This is a genomic window from Calothrix sp. NIES-2098 (assembly GCF_963875125.1).
In the GTDB taxonomy this organism is placed as follows: Bacteria; Cyanobacteriota; Cyanobacteriia; order Cyanobacteriales; family Nostocaceae; genus Aulosira.
This window is the reverse complement of record NZ_CAWNKJ010000001.1, coordinates 4546367-4569713: the sequence shown is the minus strand read 5'-3', so window position 1 is coordinate 4569713 and position 23347 is coordinate 4546367. Positions and strand designations below refer to the sequence as shown.

Here is a 23347-nt window from a genome sequence, read left to right as displayed (position 1 = left end):
ATGGTAGATATACAAGCATCGGATAATCAAGATCCCATTGATGGTATTGCCATTATTGGCATGGTAGGAAGATTTCCTGGCGCTAGAAATGTCGATGAATTGTGGCACAATCTCTGCGAGGGAGTAGAGTCAACAACTTTCTTTCAAGATGAAGAACTAGATCCAAGTATTGACCCCAACCTTTGCAAAGATGCTAGCTACGTCAAAGCTAGAGGAACCATCCCCGGAGGCGAAAACTTTGATGCAGCTTTCTTTGGCATTAATCCCTCAGAAGCCGTGGTGATGGACCCGCAAGCCAGGGTGTTCTTAGAGTTGGTGTATGAAGCTCTAGAAAATGCTGGTTATGAATCAGAATCTTTCGACGGTTTGATTGGTTTGTACGCTGGTTGTGGACAAAATACTTATTTTGCCAACCACATTTGTGGCCGGATGGAAATTGTTGATCGCATCGGTGAATTCCAAACGATGCTAGCTAATGAAAAAGACTTTTTAACCACCCGTGCGGCGTATAAACTTAACCTGAAAGGCCCGGCTGTCAGTGTAAATACTGCTTGCTCTACTTCTTTGGTAGCAATTATTCAGGCTTGCCAAGCCCTGAGCAACTATCAATGCGATTTGGCTTTAGCTGGTGGTGTATCTATGACTACACCCCAAAATAGTGGTTATATCGCTCAGGAAGGCAGTATGCTTTCCGGTGATGGACATTGTCGCCCCTTCGATGTTAACGCTCAAGGCACAATGTTCAATAACGGCGCAGGAATAGTTGCCCTAAAGCGTTTAGAAGATGCACTGCAAGATGGCGATCGCATTTATGCGGTGATTAGGGGACTGGGTATCAATAATGACGGTGGTGATAAGGTCAGCTTTACGGCTCCCAGTGTAGATGGACAAGCCGAAGCCATTGCAATGGCCCAAGCTTACGCCAACATTCACCCTGAAACCATCTCTTATATTGAAGCGCACGGTACAGCCACACCGCTAGGTGACCCGATTGAAATTGAAGCACTGACGCAAGCTTTTCGAGTGCATACAGATGCGAAACAATTTTGTGCCATTGGCTCAGTTAAAAGCAATCTTGGGCATTTAGTAGCGGCGGCTGGGGTAACGGGTTTAATAAAAACTGCGCTGTCGCTTTATCACAAAAAATTACCCCCAAGCCTGAATTTTACAGCGCCCAACCCCAAAATTGACTTTGCCAACAGCCCCTTCTATGTCAATACCAAACTAGTGGAATGGGCAGAAGGTGAAACTCCGCGCCGCGCTGGTGTGAGTTCCTTTGGTGTGGGTGGAACGAATGCTCATGTAGTTTTGGAAGAAACCCCAGAAATCCAACTTGCCGGTGCTTCTCGTCCACAGCAGCTATTGTTGCTCTGCGCCAAAACAAGTACAGCCTTAGATGCTGCAACCGCCAATTTACAACAACATCTGCAATACAACGCCGAAGTTAACTTAGCTGATGTTGCCTATACCCTACAGCGCGGCCGCAAAGCTTTCAACTATCGCCGCTATGTAGTTTGTCACGATATTACAGATGCGATCGCCTCTCTCCAATCTTTAGACCCCAATCAAGTAAGTACCCGTCATACAGAAATCCGTAATCCCCCTGTTGCTTTTATGTTCCCAGGGCAAGGATCGCAATATGTGAACATGGGATTGAATCTCTACAACCATGAACTTGTATTTCGTGAGGTAGTAGATCGATGCGCGGAAATTCTCAAACCTTTGCTGGGGAGAGATTTACGCGAAATCATGTATCCCGCACCAGGCGATGGCGAAACTGCTGCTATTTCTCTAAAACAAACCTTCTTTACTCAGCCAGCATTATTCGTCATTGAATACGCCCTAGCTCAACTATGGCAAAGTTGGGGAGTTAAACCCGAAGCTATGATTGGGCATAGTATTGGTGAATTTGTTGCCGCCTGTATTGCGGGTGTATTTAGCTTAGAAGATGCGCTGATGTTGGTTGCAACTCGCGGTCGCTTAATGTGGGAGTTACCGGGGGGAGCCATGCTTTCAGTCCGCCTCCCAGCTAAAGAAGTAGAACCACGATTGAGTGCAGAATTAGCGATCGCAGCAATTAATGGCCCCTCCCTATGTGTAGTTGCAGGCCCCACAGATGCGATCGCATCACTACAACAACAACTAGAAAGCGAAGAGATTGTCTGTCGCCATCTCCATACCTCCCATGCTTTCCACTCCCCGATGATGGATAGTATTGTGGCTCCCTTTGCAGAGGTAGTTGCACAAGTTAAATTATCAGCACCTCAAATTCCCTTTGTTTCCACTGTCACTGCTAATTGGATTACAAACGAGCAAGCTACCGATCCAATGTATTGGGCGAATCATCTGCGCCAAACTGTGCGATTTGCGGAAGGTGTACAAACCCTATGGGAACAGCCAGAACGGGTACTGCTGGAGGTAGGGCCACGGGCTACAACTGCAACCCTAGCGCGCCAACAGGCAAAAGATATCAAACAACAAATTGCGATTCCTTCTCTGGCTGACAACGCTGAGAACGCAGCCGAATGGAATGCATTACTCAAAGCAGTAGGACAACTGTGGTTAGCAGGAGTGACTATTGACTGGAGCAATTTCTATCAAGACGAAACACGCCAGCGAATTCCGCTTCCGACTTATCCCTTTGAACGCCAACGTTTTTGGATCGATCCACTACCCCATCCCAGCCGCGCCAAAACTACTCAACCTCCCGATCCCCAAAGTTTAGAGAAACCTGCAACTATGTCATCCCCCAAGCAAAAACTTATTCCCCTACTCAAAGAAGTTCTCGAAGAAACCTCTGGACTAGAAATCGCTGGTTTTGACGACTCGACAACGTTTTTAGAAATGGGGTTAGATTCCCTATCTCTCACGCAAGTTGGGCTAGCGTTAAAGAAAAAATTTAAAGTCAAGGTAACACTAAGACAATTACTAGAAGTTTGCCCCAATTTAGGAACCTTGGCTGACTTGATCCATGACGGTTTATCTCCCGAAGTTGTATCAGCGCTTGGTTTAACAGAAACTGTTGCAGAACCCACTCCAGAAGCAGCATTACCAACACCTGCGATAGTGCATCAAGTTCCTACAAATGTATCTGTACCTCAACAAATTGCTGCTCAACCTGTTGTTGCATCCAGTTTCTTAGAAACTGTGATTAATCAGCAGCTACAAATCATGACTCAACAATTGGCGTTACTGGGTAACAACAATTTATCCCTAACAACGCCAGTTGTACCGACAGTATCAACTCCACAAAACACTGTATCTGTTACCCCTACCCAAACCACCACAGAAGCAAAACCCGCAGTAGAAGCTGAATCTAACGGTGCTAAAAAGGCATTTGGTGCAGCAGCGCGAATTGAAAAAACCCAGAAAACTCTGACAACAGCACAACGCGCTTATCTAGATAAATTTATCCAACGATATACAAAACGGACGCAACAATCCAAAGAATATACCCAATCTCATCGCCGTTACTTGGCAGATCCCAGAAGCGTTTCTGGCTTCAACCCCACGATGAAAGAGATGGTTTATCCAATTGTGGTATCTCGTTCATCGGGTTCTAAACTTTGGGACATTGACGGTAACGAATATGTTGATTTAAGCAACGGTTTTGGTTTGAATTTATTTGGTTGGTCGCCAGCTTTCATTACCGAAGCAATTGAAGCTCAATTAAAACTCGGTATGGAAATCGGCCCCCAAACTCCTTTAGTGGGAGAAGTCGCAAAGTTAATGTGTGAATTGACCAACTTTGACCGCGCCGCTTTTTGCAATACAGGTTCAGAAGCCGTTTTAGGGGCGATGCGGTTGGCGCGGACAATCACAGGCCGGAATTTAATCGCTATCTTTTCAGGAGCTTATCACGGCATTTTAGATGAAGTCATTGTTCGCGGTAGCAAGCAACTGCGGTCAATTCCCGCCGCGCCTGGTATTCCTCCTGAAAAAGTAGAGAATATTTTGGTACTGGATTATGATTCACCCGAGTCTTTAGAAATCCTCAAAAGTCGGGCTGATGAATTAGCTGGGGTGATGGTGGAATCTGTACAAAGCCGCCGCCCAGAATACCAACCCAAAGAATTCTTACAGCAATTGCGTAAGTTTACTGAAGAGGCTGATATTGCTCTGATTTTTGATGAAATCGTGACTGGATTTAGAATTCATCCCGGTGGCGCGCAAGCTCATTTCGGTATTAAAGCTGACATTGCTACCTACGGTAAGATAGTCGGCGGTGGGCTACCGATAGGAGTCATTGCTGGGACATCAAAATATATGGATGCTCTAGATGGTGGCTTTTGGCAGTATGGTGATGATTCAGTTCCAGAGGTTGGTGTCACTTACTTCGCTGGTACTTTCGTCCGCCATCCCCTAGCACTAGCAGCCGCAAAAGCAGTACTGCAACATTTAAAGCAGAGTGGCCCTAGCTTACAGCAAAATCTCAATGCTAGAACCGATAAGTTTGTAGCAGAAATAATGAGATGTTTCCAACAAGTAAATGCACCCTTCACCGCTTATAATTTCGGCTCCCTATTCATGGTGAAACCTGCGCCAGAGTTCATCTATGGAGATTTGTTCTTTTACTTGATGCGGGAAAAGGGAGTGCATATTTGGGATCATCGTCCTTGCTTCCTCACCACAGCCCATTCCGAAGCTGATTTGGCTTTCGTGATGACAGCCTTTAAAGAGAGTCTTGCTGAAATGCAAGCTGCTGGCTTCTTTGCTGCACCTGCTGAAGAAGCCATAACCCGCAGCCAAAAGGAAGTTGTTATTACCAATAACAGCCTCCGCAATCGTCCTCCCCAACCTGGTGCAAAATTAGGACGCGATCCCCAAGGTAATCCTTCCTGGTACATCCCCGATCCTGAGCGTCCAGGGAAATATTTACAAGTCGCTGGTGTTTCCTAAAGTACTGTAAAAATCGGCGTTGCTGGCGGAATGATTTGTTTCATCTAATTCAGCAGCGCCAAACATCAATAACACAGAAAAATAGTGAGATTCAGTAATTTTTGTAATACTTTGAAATCGAGGTTTTTATGACAGTTGATAATTTAGTTGAAAGTATTTCTATTAAGTCGGATGCAAAACTTCCTGAACAAATCATTCAAGCAGAACCCCTAAGCTTTAAAGAAAATTTCAACTCTTCTCACTTCATGTTTTCCCATAACCTGGCGGGACACCCTTTGTTTGAAATTCCCCGCTTGGTTGAGTTAGCAGATACTATCCTCAGTCAGGGTAGAACGAACAAAATTCAGACTTATACCAGCAGAGTCCCTGTTGAGCAAAAGTGGAATCATCGACCCAGAATCAAGCAAATTTCGGAAGTTAAGGAAGCGATCGCAGAAATTGCGGAATCAGATTCCTGGGTAATGCTGGAAGATGTGCACGTAGACCCAGAATACGCCGCTTTGCTTGACCAAATCTTCACTGAACTCGAAATTCTTACAGGTAGGCCGCTTCGCCAAGAAATGACTTGGTTCGGTGCTTACATCTTTATTGCTTCTCCCCATTCTGTTACGCCTTATCACATTGATAGCGAGTTGAACTTCCTCTTTCAAATTCATGGCGAAAAACAGATGAGTCTCTTCGATCAAAATGATCGTTCTGTACTCAGCGAGGAAGCAATCGAAAAATTTTACATGGGCGAGCTAAATGTAGCAAATTATCAAGAGGAAAATCAAACTAAAGCCAGCGTTTACGATTTACAACCAGGTAAAGGACTGCATCATCCAATACTGGCACCTCATTGGGCTAAAAACGGTAATAAGGTGTCTGTGGCTTTAAGTATCCTCTTTTATCTAAGACCGTACGATTTGAAAGCCAGAGTATATCAAGTCAACAACTATCTACGCCAACTCGGATTAGAACCTACCCCACCAGGAAAATCTGCACTGCTTGACCAAATCAAAATATTTGCTTTAGGTCTTTTGTGCGATCGCCAGCCAAAAAGTAAATTTGCAATCCCGCGTTCTGGAGCATTAAGACTCAAATCAATTGAAAAAAGGCTCAAAGAATTTACTAACAAAATCGCGAAAAAAGTCAAAATTTTCTCAAAATAACACAAGTCTCAATTGATAGCAAAAATATCAATGTCCAAACATATTAATTCGCTCACCTCTCTGCGAGGTGTTGCATCTGTAGTTGTTGTCATCCATCATTTTTCTTACTACACCTTACCTAAAACTGGTTCAACTTTATCAACATATAGTAACTTTTTCCATAATGGATATTTGTGGGTAGACTTTTTCTTTATCTTGAGTGGGTTCATCATGACCCACGTTTATGCCAGAGATTTTTCTACAAAAGTGATTTCAGATAACTATCGCTCATACTTACTTTCACGTTTTGCAAGAATCTATCCTCTGCATATATTTATTTTGGCTTTATTTGTGGGATTAGAAATTGTAAAAACATTTTTACTGCATCATTCTGCATTCACGGATAAGTTTAACTTAACAGCATTATTTGCCAATGTTTTTCTTCTCCAAGCTTTTGACCTCAACTGTCCACCTCTATTTTGGTGTAATACTTATTGGAATGAACCAGCTTGGTCAATTAGTGTCGAGTTTGTGATTTACTGTATATTTCCATTTTTATTATTTGTCTTGTTAAGAAGCAATTATAAAAATGATTTACTGATGTATGTTTCTAGTCTCTTGGGTATATTATTATTAGTTACTTTTACTCGTGGGAATTTAGATAGTATTATCGGTGTACCTGCGATAGCAAGATGCGGACTAGAATGTGTACTTGGCATTATCACTTACAAAGTCTATCGTCGAAGTAATTATCAAAAGTATTTGAATCTCAATTTACTGGCAATTATAGCCATAACTTGGATAATGCTGATTATGCATAATTACTGGCATCATTGGCGTAGCCTTCATGATTGGCTAATCTTACCAGCGTTTTCTCTACTAATTTTGGCTGTAGCTGTCAGTAACAAAAGTGTGATATCAAAATTTTTAAATTCACAGCTAATGCTCTATCTCGGGACAATATCTTACTCAGTTTATCTGGTTCATTGGTTTATTCAGGAACTAATTAAATTTTTCTGGTCTTATGAATTTAACGAGATTTTTGGGCAAAGTTTTACTAGATTGGAAAATTTTCTCGCTCTAGGAGTATTTTTGATTATTACTTTATTAGTTGCATCACTAACATATAAATTCGTAGAAGTACCTATGCGTCATTATCTAAAGTCAAAACTTTTAGCTAACCAGTATTGAGTATCAGCAGTTTATTAAACCAAAAATCCATCTAAAACCATTAAATAACTTAAGAGAATAAGAGATTTTTATGACCTTATCACCTGTAAATTTCCAGTCTGAATTAACTGCTGTTGAGTTTGACCCATTTGCAGAGGGAGAATTACTATTAACTGCTCCTGCTACCGAATCTCAAAAAGAAATTTGGGCTTCTGTGCAAATGGGGGATGCTGCCAATTGTGCTTATAACGAATCCCAATCTCTGCGATTCAAAGGTAAACTTGATGTTACAGTTTTCCAATCTGCACTGCAAGAGTTAGTGCTACGTCATGAAGCGCTCAGGACAACTTTTAGCACAGATGGTAATACACTCTGCATTGTTGGTTCACTACAAATTGAAATCCCAATTATTGATATTTCTAGCCTAGAACTACAGGAGCAACAAGAAAAATTAGCTAGTATCAGGCTACAAGAAGTAGAAAAACCCTTTGATTTGGAACATGGCCCTCTATTCCGGGCGCAAATTATCAAATTGCAGCCGCAAGAACATATAGCTATTTTGACTGCTCATCATATTATTTGTGATGGTTGGTCTTGGGCTGTGCTGATGCCAGATTTAGGTAAACTGTATTCTGGCTTGCTAGAAGGTGTTGTTCCAGAGTTAGACGAAAGCGATCGCCTCAGTGATTATGCTGTTTTACAAGAAGAAGAGGTAGATAGCCCAGAAGCGATCGCCACTGAACAATACTGGCTAGAACAATTCGCTGACTCTGTACCTGTACTAGATTTCCCCTGCGATCGCCCTCGCCCACATATCAGAACTTTTAACGCCGCGCGCGAAGATTGGCAATTAAATCCGCAACTAGTTGCAGATCTCAAACAGCTAGGCTCAAAATTTGGTTGTAGTTTTATGACTACTATCCTGGCAGGATTTGAGGCTTGGCTACACCGTATTACCGGACAAAATGACTTGGTTGTGGGTATTCCCGCCGCCGGACAAGCTGCTTTAGGACAGTATAATCTTGTAGGTCATTGTGTAAATTTACTACCATTGCGTAGCCAAGTTAATGGCGCACAATCTTTCAGTGAATATTTGCAAAGTCGTCGTTCTATTGTCTTAGATGCCTACGATCATCAACAATTTACCTTTGGGAGTCTAGTTAAAAAATTAAGTATTCCTCGGGATTCGAGCCGGATTCCCTTGGTTCCGATTACATTTAATATCGATCAAGGTTTAGATAGCGATAAACTCCCCTTTGCTGGGTTAGAGGTAGAGTTTTTCTCTAATCCTCGCTCCTTTGAGAACTTTGAACTATTTATTAATGCTACAGAATTACGCGGTCAACTAACTCTGGAATGTCAGTACAACACTAACTTATTTGATGCTGACACTATCCGTCGGCGGATGGCAGAGTTTGAAACTTTGTTGCAGGGTATAGTTGTAAATCCCAATCAAACTATTGCGAAATTGCCGATTTTGCCAGCAGTTGAGCAACAGCTATTAGCAGCATGGAACCAAACTCAAACCAACTATCCTCAAGATAAATCTATCCATCAATTATTTGAGGAACAGGTAGCGCGTACTCCTGATGCTGTAGCTTTGGTATTTCAAGGACAGCAACTTACTTACCGAGAGTTAAATACTCGCGCCAATCAATTAGCACAATACCTACAAACATTAGGAGTAGGCGCAGATGTGCTGGTGGGAATCTGCGTGGAACGCTCTTTAGAAATGATAGTAGGTCTATTAGGTATCCTGAAAGCTGGCGGAGCTTATGTACCTTTAGATCCGGGTTATCCTCAAGAACGTTTGGCGTTCATGCTTGCGGATACCCAAATCAAATTATTAGTCACCCAAAAACGACTAGTTGAAAAACTACCTACTCATACTGCAAATATCATTTGCTTGGATGCAGATTGGCAGACTATCAGCCAACAAGCAACAGAGAATTTAATTACTAATGTCAAGCCTCATAACTTGGCTTATGTAATGTATACCTCTGGTTCTACAGGTACACCCAAAGGTGTTAGTGTTATTCATCAAGGTGTAGTCAGGTTAGTTAAAGAAACTAACTATGTAAGTCTCACCGAAAAAGAAGTCTTTCTACAAATTAGTCCTGTTTCTTTCGACGCTTCCACTTTTGAAATTTGGGGTTGTTTACTTAACGGTGGCAAATTAGTTATCTTCCCTCCTCATACTCCATCTTTAGATGAATTAGGGGGAATTATTCAGCAATACCAAGTAACAACTCTCTGGCTGACAGCAGGTTTATTCCACTTGATAGTTGATGAAAAAATTGAGGCTTTAAAACCCTTGCGTCAACTGTTAGCTGGTGGTGATGTTTTATCTGTTCCCCATGTTCAGAAATTTCTCAATACAGTAGAAAACTGTAAATTAATTAATGGTTATGGCCCTACAGAAAGTACAACTTTTACTTCCTGTTATGAAATCACAGCACCATTAAAGCCAGGAGCTTCTATTCCTATTGGTCGTCCAATTGCTAATACTCAAGTTTATATTTTGGACTCCCATTTACAACAAGTTCCCATTGGCATTACAGGTGAGTTGTATATTGGTGGCGATGGTTTAGCACGAGAATATTTCAATCGTCCAGATTTAACTGCTGATAGATTTATCGCTAACCCCTTGAGCGCAGATTCTCAATCACGGTTATATAAGAGTGGTGACTTAGCACGCTATTTGCCCAATGGAGAAATTGAATACCTCGGTCGGATTGATAATCAGGTAAAAGTTAGTGGTTTCCGCATAGAATTAGGCGAAATTGAAATCGCACTTTTGCAATCTCCGCTAGTGAAAGAAGCTGTGGTGATTGTGCGGGAAGATTCTCCTGGGGAGAAATTGCTAGTTGGGTATTTTGTAGCTGAAACTAATGAAGATAGTTCGCAAATTATTTCAGAGTTACGGAGATTTTTAAAACAACAATTGCCTGAGTATATGGTGCCAAAGATTTTTGTGGCACTAGAAGCTTTACCTCTGAATGCGAACGGCAAAGTAGATCGCCGTGCCTTGCCAAAGCCTGATGCTTATAGTCCAGAACTAGAAGCAAATTATGTTGCACCTCGTACTCCCATTGAGCAGCAAATTGCAGATATCTGGACACAGGTTTTAAATGTCAAACAAGTTGGAATTTACGATAACTTTTTTGAATTGGGTGGATATTCTCTTTTAGGAATTCAAGTAATTTCTCGTCTGAGACAGGCTTTGCAAGTAGAAATTTTAATGTCCAATTTATTTGAATTACCTACGGTAGCAGATTTGGCTGAACGAGTGGAAACTCTGCGTTGGGCTACTCAAGGTATTCAAGCGGCTGAGAGTCATTCAGCAGATGATTACGAAGAAGGTGAACTTTGATACTTTTATCGTTGATACAGTTCGGTGAAGCGGAATAAAAATACCCAGAAGAAAAAACGAACCACAAAGGCGCAAAGAGCGCAAAGATCAGAAGGTTTAAAAGGGTTTTTGCGCCAATTCTATATATTTTTTCTAAATGGGGATGCTTCTATCCGAACTGTATTACTCCTAGACCTAAAAGCAGTTAGTTTCCACATTTTCCGCGAGGTTTTATGAAAACATTGGATGAACTACTATCTGAGCTACGTCAGCGCGATGTCAAACTTTGGTTAGAAGGAGAACGCCTGCGTTATCGCGCAGCAAAAGACAGCCTAACACCAGAATTGCTGAATGAGTTAAAAACACAAAAAGCGGAAATTATCAACTTTCTGCGTCAAGTGACCACAACCGCCACTTCTAAAATTCCGCCAATTGTCGCTTGTGAACGAACTGGTAATTTGCCGGTTTCTTTTGGTCAACAACGCTTATGGTTTCTGCATCAGTTTGAACCGAATAGTTCCTCAAATAATATGCCCGTTGTGGTGCGGTTTACGGGGAATCTCAATGTTACTGTATTGGAGGAAAGTTTGCGAGAAGTTGTCCGTCGCCATGAAGTATTGCGGACAACTTTTCCGGCTGTGAATGGTAAGCCGACTCAAGTCATCGCCACGGATGTTTCCTTGAAGTTACCAGTTATTGACTTACAGCAAGTACCAGAGGAACAAAGAGAGACAGAAGCTCATATATTAGCAACTAAAGAAGCTCATCAACCCTTTGATTTAGCCAATGGCCCAGTTTTGCGAGTACTGCTGTTGCGGTTGAGCGATCGCGAACATTTGCTGATTTGGAATATGCACAGTATAGTTTGCGATGGTGCTTCTTCTGATGTTTTCTATCAAGACTTCACTACCATCTACAAAGCACTATCAGCAGGTCAGCCTTCGCCTTTACCACCCTTACCAGTGCAGTACGCTGATTTTACCCATTGGCAACATCAATGGCTGCAAGGAGAGGTTTTAGAGTCACAGGTAAACTACTGGAAGCAAAAGCTAGAAGGCAATTTACCAATCATAGATTTACCTTACGATCGTTCTCGTCCTCAAGGAGCGCAAACTTACCGAGGCGATCGCGCGGCTTTATTATTACCAAAGACGCTCAATCATGCGCTGACAGACTTGAGTCAAAAATGGGGAGCCACCCTGTTTATGACTTTATTAACAGTATTTGAGTTATTGCTTTATCGCTATTCTGGGCAAGAAGATTTACTAGTTAGCTTTGCCAGTGCTGGACGTGGACAAGTTGAAACAGAAAGACTGATTGGATTTTTCTCGAATACTTTGGTACTGCGGAGTAACTTAGCTGGTAATCCCACTTTCCGAGAATTATTAGACCGAGTACGCAAAGATTGTTTAGAAGCTTATAGCCATCAAGACTTACCTTTTGAAAGACTTATTGAAGAACTTAAACCAGAACAACAAAGCCGTAATACTTCCTCACTATTTCAAGTAAAATTCTCCCTCAATCCGCCTTGGTCAAATGGTCGTGGTATGGCGGCGGTAGAACTACCTGATTTGACGATCGCTTCTCTATTTGGCTATATCTATCATGGTAAGACCAAATACGATCTGACATTGGTATTGCGGGAACAGGATAATGGTCTCGGCATGGTATTCGACTACAATGCCGAGATGTTTGATACCAGCACTGTAGAGCGGATGCTAGGTCACTACAAAACTTTACTGGAAGCTATTGTTGCCAACCCAGATCGGCCGATTTCGGAATTACCTCTGTTAACAGCCGAGGAACAGGAATTATTAGTTGATTGGCATGGTAAGCAGGCTGATTATCCCCAGGATATTTGTATACATCAGTATTTTGAGAATCAAGTTAAACTAACTCCTAATAATATTGCAGTCAGTTTTGCCAATCAGCAGTTCACCTATCTAAAACTCAATCAGCGCGCAAACCAGCTGGCTCACTATTTGCAAACTTTAGGCGTAGGAGTTGGGGTAAATGTCGGTTTATATTTAGAGCCTTCCCTAGAAACGATTGTGGGGCTATTGGGTATTTTAAAAGCTGGCGGCACCTATATAGCGATCGCACCTACACCTGGGGCTGAGATTTTAGCAGATGCTCAAGTATCTTTTCTCTTAACTCAAAGTTCCTTAGTTGAGAAACTTCCTGAGCATCAGGCAAAAGTCATCTGTATAGATATTGAATTAGCGGGTATCTCTCTACACTCAAATGATAATCCAGTTTGTCAAGTCACAGAGCAGAATCTCGCCTGTGTGATTTATGTTTCTGGTGTAAATGGTGTAGCGATTACACACCGCAATCTTGTTACCCACAGCCTTGCAATCAGCGAAACTTGGGATTTGGCGGAAAGCGATCGCGTTTTACTTCTACCTAGTCTCAAAGGTGATACTTTCATTGAATCACTCTTCCCTACTTGGGTTACAGGTGCTACTGCAATTCTGCAATCTCAGGAAGTACAAAACTCAGCCGCGCAGTTTTTCTCATTCGTTGCTCAACAACAAATTACCGTTGTTAATTTAGCGACTTCTTTCTGGTATGAGTTAGTTAAGGAGTTATCTGCATCTTCTCCAACCTTACCAGCTAGCTTGCGTTTGGTGATGGTTGGTGGCGAAAAAGTCTCCCGCAATGCTTATTTAACTTGGTTAGAAAAGGTTGGTAAGCAAGTACGCTGGCTAAATGCTTATGGAACGCTAGAAACAAGTTTCACCGCCACAGTTTACGATCCGGAGACTGCAACAGAAGCTAGTGAAACGCGCTCAGAAATTCCTCTAGGAAAAGCGATCGCTAATACCCAAGTCTACATCCTCGACAAGCGATCGCAACTTGTACCCATCGGCGTAACTGGTGAAATCTTCATCGGTGGTAGCGGCGTTGCTCAAGGCTACTTCAACCGTCCTGAGTTAACATCTAAGAAATTTATCCCTAACCCCTTTAGCAATGAAGCTGGAGCATATCTTTACAAAACTGGTGACTTAGGACGCTACTTAAGTGATGGCAATATTGAGTTTCTAGGACGTTTAGATAATCAAGCCAAAATTCGCGGTTATCGCTTTGAGTTAACAGAAATTGAAACAGTTTTAGCGCAATACCCAAGCGTGGAAAATAGTGTAGTCATGCTCAGTGAAGATATTTCTGAGGATAAAAATTTAGTTGCTTATATTATTGCCAAATCAGGAGAGATTTTAAATAGCGAGCAACTACGAAGTTTTCTCCAAGAAAAACTGCCTGAGCAGATGTTACCTTCTGCCTTTATCATGGTCGATTCTCTACCATTAAATGCTCAGGGAGATGTAGACCGCAAAGCTTTACTTGCTCTTAATTTAACTAATAATAAGACAAAAAAAACGTTTGCTAAAGCCGAAACTCCATTACAACTGCAATTAACAGAAATTTGGGAAAATATTTTAGGAGTTCAGCCAATTGGCATAACAGATAACTTTTTTGATTTAGGTGGACACTCATTAGTAGCAGTACGTCTATTTTCTCAGATTGAAAAGATAGTTGGCAAAAACCTAGCCCTATCTATGCTCTTGCAAGCTCCAACTATTGAGCAATTAGCTAAAATTATTGAGCGCGAAAGAAGTTCAAAACCTGGGGTGGTAACGACGCTAACAGATGACATAAACTCTGATATATCAATTCCGTGGTCTTCTTTAGTACCTATTCAGCCCAATGGTTTTAAGCCTCCTTTCTTCTGCGTACATGGTTTGGGTGGAGAAGTTCTGCGTTTTCGAGAATTGGCTGTGCATTTAGGAGCAGATCAACCATTTTATGGGCTACAACCACAAGGATTAGATGGGAAAAAGCTTCCATACGACCGAATTGAAGACATGGCGGCGCATTACATTAGACAAATCCAGACTATTCAGCCCCATGAACCTTATTTTATCGGTGGCTACTCCTCTGGGGGCATAATTGCTTATGAGATGGCTCGGCAATTGGTTATGCAAGGCAAGGAAGTTGCTTTGCTAGTTTTATTTGATACTTTCGGTTCAAGATCTGTCAAATCAGAGTCGTTGCAACAGCCGAACTCTCGTAATTGGAAGAATCTTTTAAAAATTGCTTCTGACTATATTATTGAGCAGGTACAAGGACATAAAGAGGAGCTTAAGTATCGCATTAAAGAGATACTTTGGCGATTTGCCTTTCAATTTCATCTAAGCCTAGGAAGACCCTTACCTTACTCTTACCGAAAATTTATGGTCGCAGAAGCTACTAGAAAAGCACTTCGAGAATATGTTCTGCGAGTTTATTCAGGTCGAGCAACTGTATTCCGAACAGAAGATGGTCGTTTAGTTGAAGAACAGGAGGGCGATCGCCAAATGGGTTGGGGTAAATTAGTATTAGGAGGAGTGGAAATTTATGATATTTCTGGAATTCATAACTCGGTTTTTAAAGAACCCCAGGTAAGTTCCGTGTCTGCAACAATAAAAGCTTTGATAGATAAAGCTATTACAAAAAAATAGAATTTACAGCTATAACTCTCCAAAATATAATCCAGACATAAAAATGGTAGGAAGTAAATTATACTTCCTATTATTTTGGCAATATTAGAATAATTAGATTTATCTCAAGCGAAAAAGTAGAGTAGGCATTACCTTCTCTACTTGCATTTCAAAAATTAGATAAGCTGATGCACATCTAAATTGCACATTTTCTTGTTTGGGTTGTCAAGGGTCAAGAGTCAAGGATACACTTGGACTTTTGACCTTTGACTTTGGACAATCCTGATAAATCACTATGCAACTTAAATGCGTAACAGCTTAATACCAATAGATGCATATAATTAGCCTGCGCAGGCAAGCTTTGTTCCTATAGCCCTAGGCTTGTAGCCTGAGGGCGTTAATGTGAAGCTTCACATAAAATTTAATAGTTGCTCAGGAGTGTGAAAGTTCCCAATCTTGTAGTAGCGAAATAGCTTGTTTATATACAGGTAAATCTACTTGATGAACTTCTATTCCTTGTCCAATTCCCTGAAGCAGAGTAATTGTCAATTTGCCACCTAAGTGTTCGCGGAACTCAGTCAGACCCCTAAATAAATGATGGGGATGGTCTGGTTGATGTAATTGCTCTGTCAGTGCAGATACATACAAGGTGAATCCCAATCTCTTCAGCGTACTTAAAATTCTTTGCCACTCTAATTGCGACAGTAGCCCAGTTAAATAAGAATAGGTACTATCTAAAGCAATGCCGATCGCAACGGCTTCACCATGACGTAATTTATAGTCTGTGATATGTTCTAATTTATGAGCTGCCCAGTGTCCAAAGTCTAAAGGGCGTGATGAACCCTTTTCAAAGGGGTCGCCACTAGTGGCAATATGGTGTAAGTGCAATTGCGCACAACGATAAATGAGCTTTTCCATAGCTTTCAGATCGCGAGCAGCTAATTTATCGGCATAAGTCAGAATGAACTGGAAGAAATCTGCATCTTTGATCAGTGCTACCTTCACAGCCTCTGCAATACCAGATCGCCAATCGCGATCGTCAAGACTAGTGAGAAAATTAAAGTCATTTAATACTGCATAAGGTGGCATAAATGTGCCGAGAAAATTTTTCTTACCAAACGCATTGATTCCGTTCTTGACTCCTACACCAGAGTCATTTTGCGCTAATACTGTAGTTGGCACGCGCAGCAGTCGAATTCCTCGGTGAGCAGTTGTTGCGGCATATCCTACCATGTCCAACAAGGCTCCACCGCCAATTGCTAATACGTACGAGTGGCGACATAATCCATTCGCATCAATTAGCTGATGAATTTGATCTACAAATCTGACTTCGTTCTTAACAATTTCTCCACCCGGAATAATGATTGGCTCATCAGCTAAAGTAATGACATCTCCATAAAATTGAGCATAAACTGATATTTTATTGAGCAAACCTTTATGTTTTTTTAATAATCCGCCATCTACTACTACTAAAACTTTTTTGGGTATTATTTCTGCATCTGCGGCGATTACTTGTGCTAGCAAAGGATTGTCTAACTCAAACAAACCATGAGTGAAATGAACATCATAGTTAAAGTTGACGCAGACAGATTGCTTAATTGGTTGCAGCCCAAGCAGAGTCTTATGTGTAATTAACATTTTTACTCGATCGGTTTTTAAGTAAAATTTTTGTGATATGAGTTTTTCCACAGATATGAATCAAGATATTACTGCCATTAGTGTTAGCAGCAATATCTTCAAAAAGAAGGCATTATACTAATTGAATACTAAACGTAGAGAGCTTTAAAGCGCTAACTTAGTAATTTACTCTCTTTAGTTTCATATATCAAATAATCATAAGCTACGCTATCAATTTTTGAATTTTATTTTAAATAGCATTATTGAATTAAGGTGTAAAAGTATTCTATATAAGATGCCTTTATAATTTGATACCCCTTAACTCCATCTTTACATTATCTTATTTAAAGCCGAGAGATTTTTATAGATTCAGTAAAGTTACTGCTATAAAAATGTTGCAAACTTGAGTGAAGTTACTATACTGAGTTAGTTATGATAGTCTCGAAAAGACTCAATAATAAATTTCCATACTTAGCGGCAAATTTTATCTTTTATTTGGTCATATCAAAATTTTCAAGGATGCTATTGAATTAATTATGAGTAGCGCAAACAAGTTGTTGCATGGCTGGTTAGCCAAGTGTGTTTCTAAACAAGCATTGGATTGGCTGGAACAAAAGCAAGCACAGATTGCAAATGGCGCACCAGAGAGCGTGTTTTTTACAGCTTTTAGTGCTGTACCGCGTTATCTCGGTAAAGCTAATTTGCAGCTAACACCCCAAGACTTAGCCGCAGCTCGTGACCTGATTCCAGGTTGGTTTCCTGAGAATTGGACTGTAGATTTAGCTGGTCGGATATTTCTGGTATTGGCTTTACCCAACGATCGCACTGAAGATTATCTGCGATCGCTTGATAAAGTTTTCAGTACTGCGGATATGGGAGAGTTGGTAGCCCTGTACCAAAGTTTACCTTTACTACCTCATCCAGAGCTACATCGCCAACGCGCTGCTGAAGGAATTCGCAGCAATATGACTAATGTTTTCCAAGCCATAGCCCTCAACAATCCTTATCCGGCAAATTACTTAGATAATATTGCATGGAATCAAATGGTGCTGAAGGCTTTGTTTGTCGGGAGTCCTTTGCATCAGATTTGGGGTCTAGATCGCCGTGCTAACCCAGAATTAGCAAGGATGTTAGCTAACTATGCCCATGAACGTTGGGCAGCCAAACGCCCAGTGTCGCCAGAACTGTGGCGAGCAGTAGGAGCCTTTGCCGATACAACAATTATTGCAGATTTAGCAAAAGTGCTAGCAGAAGGAGAGATCACAGAACAACAAGCAGCAGCCTTAGCCTGCGCTCAATCTCCTTTAAGCGAAGCGCAAGAATTGCTCTCCCGTTACCCAAAGTTGCACTCAGCTATTCAACAAGGTGAACTGACTTGGAGTAATTTTAGCCGCGATCGCCTGCTAGTTTGCCAATAAAGTCAAGAGTCAAGAGTCCACAGTCAAAAAACTATTGGCAGTCTCTATTCCTTTGTGTCTTTGTGCGACGGACACTTTCCTCAACGGGGGGAACCCCCGCACCGAAGTGTCCTCCTCTGTAGTTAATTTATTCCTTAAAAATCCCTAATTATTTATGATGTTTATCGATCCTCACATTCATATGTGTTCCCGTACCACCTATGATTACCTCATCATGCGGGAATATGGTATTGTCGCAGTCATTGAACCATCTTTTTGGCTAGGACAACCTCGAACTACAGCTGGCTCTTTTAAAGACTACTTCAGCAGCCTTGTTGGGTGGGAAAGATTTCGTGCTAGTCAATTTGGCATTCAACATTACTGCACCATCGGCCTCAACCCTAAAGAAGCCAACAACGAAGCTTTAGCAGCAGAAGTCATGGAACTGCTACCGCTTTATGCTTGCAAAGAAGGAGTTGTGGCCATTGGCGAAATTGGCTATGACGACATGACAGAAGTAGAAGATAAATACTTTTGCCAACAGCTAGCATTAGCCAAAGAACTTGATATGCTGGTATTGATTCATACACCTCATCGCAACAAAAAAGAAGGTGCCAGCCGCAGCATGGATCGTTGCATTGAATATGGACTAGATCCCGCCCAAGTAATTATCGACCACAACAACGAAGAAACCGTTGAAGAAGTTTTAAAACGCGGCTTTTGGGCAGCTTTCACAATTTACCCAAAAACCAAGATGGGTAACGCCAGGATGGTAGAGATTGTTCGTCAGTATGGATGCGATCGCATCATTGTTGATAGTAGCGCCGATTGGGGTGTGAGCGATCCCTTAGCAGTCCCGAAAACAGCGAAATTAATGCTAGAAACGGGCATTCCCGAAGAATATGTACGCGCAGTTTGCTACGAAAACGCTCTATGTGCTTACGGTCAAACAGGACAAATGAAAGCATCAGATTGGCTCAACGCTGAATCTGCCGACCAGCGTCAGATGTTTAATGGTAACTCAGTATTGCGGGGGCAGGAACCAGGAATTAAATCAGTTGCAGACTATGTGCTGATTGAGTAGCAGGAAGAGGCAGGGGGAAGAATTGCTTGCCTCTTGACTAATAACGAATGACAAATGACAAAGGACAAATGCAGTGAATGTTGCAAGTTTGAATTTTCAAAGCTGGCGTGGGTATTTAGAATTGATGCGTCCGGCTAATATTGTTACTGCTTGGGCTGATATTCTAGTTGGTTTTGCGGCATCTGGCTCCGGGATTATTTTTGCTGAATTAATCAATGGCGAAGCATCTATTGCAAGTTTAATTCCTTTAGCTTGGTTGCTCTTGGCTACAACTGGTTTATACGGCGGCGGCATAGTTTTTAATGATGTTTTTGATGCCGAATTAGATCGAAAAGAACGACCATCCAGACCAATTCCTAGCGGTCGCGTGTCGCGCGAGAATGCTGCTTGGTTGGGAAGTGTATTATTTGCGATCGCAATTTTTGCAGCTTTCCAAGTTTCTTTATTAAGTGCCATTTTAGCTGTAGTTATTACCTTTGCATCACTGCTGTATGACTCGCTAGCCAAGCATCATGGCTTTTTCGGCCCCTTAAATATGGGTTTATGTCGTGGCAGCAACTTATTATTAGGAGTAAGTGCCGTACCCGAAATATTATCCGAACGTTGGTATTTAGCATTCATTCCAGTGCTTTACATTGCTGCAATCACTGCAATTAGCCAAGGAGAAGTTCACGGCGGTAAAAAAATTACCGGAGTCATAGCAGTCTTGTTGATTGCAATCGTTTTGACAGCAATAGTAGCTTTAGGATTGTTTGCAGAATATAGTGCGTTCCCCGGAGGGGTTGTCGAAGACATCGCTGCTTTACCATTCGCTACTTTATTAGCTGTGCGCGTATTGCCTAAATTTATCCAAGCTGCGCGCGAACCAATACCAGATAAAATTCGCAATGCAGTAAAAGTTGGTGTCTTGTCTCTGATTATCTTAGATGCCACAGTTGCAGCTGGTTTCGCTGGTTTCGCTTATGGTTTATTAGTACTAATTTTGTTGCCTATTTCCATGTCATTCGCCAAAATGTTTGCTGTCACTTGAAGCAAGGTAGATGGTAGAAAACAAAAGAATATTTTCATTGAGATAGCCTGCTGATTGCACTAAAATTAGTTGCAAATCTCACGTAAGGTATGTATACCCAAGATGAAAATTGCTACAAATAGCCCATTTCACCTAACTTACTGCACAAATATTCATCCTGGTGAAAGTTGGGTAGAAGTTTTTGATAATTTAGAGAAATATATTCCTGAACTCAAATCGCGTTTATCGCCTCAAGCACCTTTTGGAATTGGCTTGCGATTAGCAGATATAGCCGCAAAGCAACTTTTAGAAAATGATAACTTAGCTAAATTCCAAGCTTGGCTAAATCAAGAAGATTTATATGTTTTTACTTTAAATGGATTTCCTTACGGGGGATTTCATCACCAAATTGTCAAAGACCAAGTTTATGTACCAGATTGGTCAACTCAGGAACGGCTGAAGTATACATTAAACTTGACAAAAATTTTAGCTGCGCTGTTACCAGAAGAACTGGATGGCGGTATTTCTACATTACCTTTATCTTATAAACCTTGGTGGGGAGACGACCAAGCCACTTGGGATATAGTTCTGAAGAATAGCTGTTTTCATATAGCCTCAGTTGTCGCAGAAATGGTTCGCATTCAGAACTATACAGGTAAGTTGCTGCACATTGATTTGGAACCTGAGCCTGATGGTTTAATTGAAAATACTGCTGAAGTAATTGATTTTTATGAGAATTGGTTGTTACCAATTGCTGGTAGTTATTTGGCTCAAAAATTAAATATTGAACAGAGTCTAGCAGAAAGTAAATTGCTCGAACACGTGCGCATTTGCTATGACACTTGTCATTGTTCAGTGGAATATGAGCAGCCTGAGACTGTATTTACACGTTTGCAATCAGCAGGTATTAAGATTGGCAAAATCCAAATCAGCGCAGCAATTCAAGTAAAAATTCCGGCTGATGTTGAGCAACGACGTTTAATAGTTGAACGCTTACAACCTTTTGCTGAATCTACTTATCTGCATCAAGTTATAGAACGGCGCAGTGACGATAAGCTGTATCACTATCCTGATTTGATAACGGCATTACCATATTTAGAAAAATCCCTAGCTGAAGAATGGCGGACTCATTTTCATGTACCAATTTTCATTCGCGATTATCAAATTTTGCAGTCAACGCAAGATGATATTGTGACGATTTTGGACTTACTGCAAAAAAATAATGCTTGTCATCATTTAGAAATTGAAACTTACACTTGGGATGTATTACCATCCGAAATGAAAATAGATGTGCTGACTTCTATTCAGCGGGAATATGAATGGGTATTAAAAAATTTTGTTAGTAACTAAAAGGAGATTAAATTAATGCAAAAAACGGTTGTTCTCAATGTCGTCGGCTTAACACCTAGTTTACTAGGAGAAAACACACCGTTTTTATCTGCATGGGCAGCAAAAGGGCAAGTAGTACCAATTACACCAGTATTACCTGCTGTGACTTGTTCTGTTCAGGCTACTTATTTAACAGGAAAATTGCCTGATGAACATGGCATTGTGGCTAATGGTTGGTACTTCCGAGATGATTGTGAAGTGAAGTTTTGGCGACAGTCGAATAAATTAGTACAAGCTCCTAAAATTTGGGAAGTTGCTAAATCTATTGACCCCAACTTTACTTGTGCCAATCTTTTTTGGTGGTACAATATGTATTCTTCCGCAGACTATGCCATTACACCGCGCCCCATGTATCCGGCAGATGGCAGAAAGCTACCAGATATTTATACATATCCTGCTAATATTCGGGAGGAAATTCAATCGGATTTAGGCCAATTTCCCCTGTTTAATTTTTGGGGGCCAAATACCTCAATTCTTTCTAGCCAATGGATTGCTAATTCTGCCAAGTGGGTTGAAGAACGCTACAGCCCTACATTAACATTAGTTTATTTACCGCATTTAGATTACTGCTTACAAAAATTTGGTCAAGATAAAAAGCAGATCCAAAAAGATTTAAAAGAAATTGATATTGTTTGTGGTGAGTTAATTAAATATTATCAAGCACGTAATACTCAAGTAATTATAGTTTCCGAATATGGTATTACTCCGGTTTCTCAAGCAGTGGATTTAAACCACGTACTGCGAAAAAATGGTTTAATTGCTGTTAGAGAAGAGTTAGGCAGAGAACTACTCGATCCTGGTGCTAGTATTGCTTTTGCTGTAGCCGATCATCAAATTGCACATATATATGTGAACGATCCGGCGTATATTCCGAAAGTGCGCGATTTGTTAGAAGCAACCGAAGGTGTCGCGCAAGTATTAGATGAAGAAGGAAAACAAGCCTACCATCTAAATCATCCTCGATCTGGGGAGTTAGTAGCGATCGCACAATCTGATGCTTGGTTTACCTATTACTACTGGCTGGATGATGCGAAAGCGCCTGATTTCGCCAGAACTGTGGATATTCACCGCAAACCAGGTTACGATCCTGTAGAACTTTTCCTCGATCCCCAACTGAAATTTCCCAAACTCAAAATTGCTACCAAGCTGTTGCAGAAACAACTGGGTTTCCGCTACCTCATGGATGTGATTCCTCTCGATGCTTCCTTAGTGCGGGGTTCTCATGGGTGTATCGCTACTTCTGTTGAGGAAGGGCCGATGTTGATTAGCCATCAGACTGACTTAGTTGATAGCAACTTAATTGCAGCAACCGATGTTTACTCTTTGATTCTCAAGCATTTAACAATGTAGATGCGCATCGCTTTCACGTTGGTGATGAATACGTTCACTTAGTTAACGAAAGTCGTTGCTTTGTTAAAGAAAGTCTTCACTTTGTTAAAGAAAGTCGTTGCTTAGTTAAAGAAAGTGTTCCCTTACATAAAGAAAGTTCAAACGTTCGTTATGAATGTTTGAATGTTCTCTATGGATGGAATGATTTTTGTGCTGAAGGCGATCGCGTGTAAGTGAGTAATGCGAAGCGGTTTTTCAGAAAAGCGATCGCTAATCAGTAACCAAAACTAAATAACTCCCCCTTGTCCCCCATCTTCCCAAAAACCTAGCGCTTACCCTTACACAAATCTTTTCAATCTCACGTGCCTCTTCATTTTTAGGGTTGGGCTTGATATCATGTTCGTTCCAATAACCGTCATTGCGCCCGTAAAGCCTTCGGCATAGCGTTGCCGGAGGCTAGGGTACGAAGAGTAGCAATTGCAGAGTCCTT

Annotated in this window: 11 protein-coding genes; 10 read left to right on the top strand and 1 reads right to left on the bottom strand. The window is 41.3% G+C overall.

Annotated features, from left to right (window positions below; all coding sequences use genetic code 11):
• The 5 genes from AACU33_RS19030 to AACU33_RS19010 all read left to right on the top strand — a co-directional run bounded on the left by AACU33_RS19030 (position 1) and on the right by AACU33_RS19010 (position 15053).
• On the top strand, positions 1-4899 hold the full coding sequence (locus AACU33_RS19030; RefSeq protein ID WP_096590143.1) for a type I polyketide synthase: 4899 nt from the start codon (positions 1-3) through the stop codon (positions 4897-4899).
• A 128-nt stretch (positions 4900-5027) separates the two neighbouring features.
• Complete coding sequence (locus AACU33_RS19025; RefSeq protein ID WP_096590142.1) at positions 5028-6050, top strand: cupin-like domain-containing protein; 1023 nt, start codon at positions 5028-5030, stop codon at positions 6048-6050.
• Positions 6051-6080: 30 nt separating this feature from the next.
• Positions 6081-7220, top strand: a complete 1140-nt coding sequence (locus AACU33_RS19020; RefSeq protein WP_339376141.1) for an acyltransferase family protein — start codon at positions 6081-6083, stop codon at positions 7218-7220.
• A 70-nt stretch (positions 7221-7290) separates the two neighbouring features.
• Positions 7291-10572, top strand: coding sequence for a non-ribosomal peptide synthetase (locus tag AACU33_RS19015; protein WP_096590141.1), 3282 nt, complete (start codon positions 7291-7293; stop codon positions 10570-10572).
• Between the two features lie 212 nt (positions 10573-10784).
• Positions 10785-15053: a non-ribosomal peptide synthetase gene (locus AACU33_RS19010; protein WP_096590139.1), complete on the top strand. Its 4269-nt coding sequence runs from the start codon at positions 10785-10787 to the stop codon at positions 15051-15053.
• A 411-nt stretch (positions 15054-15464) separates the two neighbouring features.
• On the opposite strand, the gene AACU33_RS19005 is transcribed toward AACU33_RS19010, so the two are convergent.
• Positions 15465-16670, bottom strand: a complete 1206-nt coding sequence (locus AACU33_RS19005; RefSeq protein ID WP_096595301.1) for a 3-dehydroquinate synthase — start codon at positions 16668-16670, stop codon at positions 15465-15467.
• A gap of 515 nt (positions 16671-17185) precedes the next feature.
• Here AACU33_RS19005 and AACU33_RS19000 point away from each other — a divergent pair.
• From AACU33_RS19000 to AACU33_RS18980, 5 genes are all read left to right on the top strand, one after another.
• Positions 17186-18067 (top strand): EboA family metabolite traffic protein, encoded by an 882-nt coding sequence (locus AACU33_RS19000; protein ID WP_096590138.1) that lies wholly within the window; start codon positions 17186-17188, stop codon positions 18065-18067.
• 154 nt (positions 18068-18221) lie between these two features.
• Complete coding sequence (locus AACU33_RS18995; RefSeq protein ID WP_096590137.1) at positions 18222-19130, top strand: TatD family hydrolase; 909 nt, start codon at positions 18222-18224, stop codon at positions 19128-19130.
• Positions 19131-19203: 73 nt separating this feature from the next.
• Positions 19204-20160 carry a UbiA-like protein EboC gene (gene eboC, locus AACU33_RS18990; RefSeq protein ID WP_339376140.1) on the top strand — a complete coding sequence of 319 codons (957 nt, stop codon included), beginning with the start codon at positions 19204-19206 and terminating at the stop codon, positions 20158-20160.
• A gap of 102 nt (positions 20161-20262) precedes the next feature.
• Positions 20263-21489, top strand: a complete 1227-nt coding sequence (eboE, locus tag AACU33_RS18985; protein WP_096590136.1) for a metabolite traffic protein EboE — start codon at positions 20263-20265, stop codon at positions 21487-21489.
• Positions 21490-21504: 15 nt separating this feature from the next.
• The gene (locus AACU33_RS18980; protein WP_096590135.1) at positions 21505-22878 is read left to right on the top strand and encodes an alkaline phosphatase family protein; all 1374 of its coding nucleotides are present in this window, start codon (positions 21505-21507) and stop codon (positions 22876-22878) included.
• Positions 22879-23347: the final 469 nt, after the last annotated feature.